Genomic DNA, 914 nt, shown 5'->3' on the forward strand with positions numbered 1-914 from the left:
TCGGCATAACAGGTGTAAACCTGCCCGGGCCTGGTCGCGGACAGTTCAGGGACCTTGCGGGGTGGGTGCCGTGCCTGCCGGCGGCGTTCCTTGACTTGGCTATTCTCCTCCAGTACCCGGTAGAACGTGGAGATCGAGCATAAATACTTTCCTTCGTCCAGGAGTTGAGCATAAATCTGGATCGGCGGCAGGTCCACGAAACGCGCCGAGTTCACGACCTCCAGGATATGGGCCCGTTCGTCGGGCCCGATCTTGTTTACCGGCACCGGCGCGGGGGCTGGAACGATGACCGGTGGGCAGGGTTTACGGGTTGCTGTGGCCCGGGATACCCCGGCGGTCAGGGCCGCTTCCCGGGTCGGGATGCCCTGCTGTGTGAGCGCGGTGTAGGCGTCCATCAGGGTTTCCTGTACCAGTGCTGTTGCTCCGCGCTTTCGGAGATGTCCTCCAAAAGCTGCCGTGCTTTTTCCATGATGGATAACGCTGCTTCGGTCCGTGTCAGCTTGCGTTCGCTCACCTCCAGCTGCCGACGTAGACGCCCGATTTCTGCTTGCTCGGGCGTGGGTTTACCGATTTTCTCGCCCGGCTTTTTACCCTCGAGCACGCCGGCGTCGCGGAGTTTGCGCCACTCGGTGATCTGCGAGGAGTACACGCCCTCGCGGCGGAGATAAGCGCCGCCGCCGGTGCCGTCGTCGCAGGCTCGTTGGTACGCCTCCAGATGGGCTAATTTTTGTCCCGGGGTGAACGACCTTCGAGGGGTCGGACCACCGGCACGGGGGCCTGAATTACTCATGGACCCATTCTCCCGCGGCAACGAAATTGTGGAGATAGACATTGATGATGTTCCTGGTTCTCGCCCTACGAATCAGACGGAGTTGCTATGAGCTGCTGGCCTTACCCAACGCTGACACGTAGGG

Annotated in this window: 1 protein-coding gene and 1 pseudogene; both read right to left on the reverse strand. The window is 61.4% G+C overall.

Annotated elements, in window-relative coordinates; all coding sequences use genetic code 11:
• Positions 1 to 395 (reverse strand): annotated as a pseudogene (locus tag IV500_RS21140) (IS3-like element ISAar46 family transposase); the annotation flags it as partial.
• Entirely contained in the window at positions 395 to 790 is a 396-nt protein-coding gene (locus IV500_RS21145; protein ID WP_196398788.1) for a hypothetical protein, read from the reverse strand. The gene IV500_RS21145 and the pseudogene IV500_RS21140, both read right to left, overlap by 1 nt.
• Positions 791 to 914 lie beyond the last annotated feature (124 nt).

This window comes from Arthrobacter terrae (assembly GCF_015708085.1).
Taxonomy (GTDB): domain Bacteria; phylum Actinomycetota; class Actinomycetes; order Actinomycetales; family Micrococcaceae; genus Arthrobacter_M; species Arthrobacter_M terrae.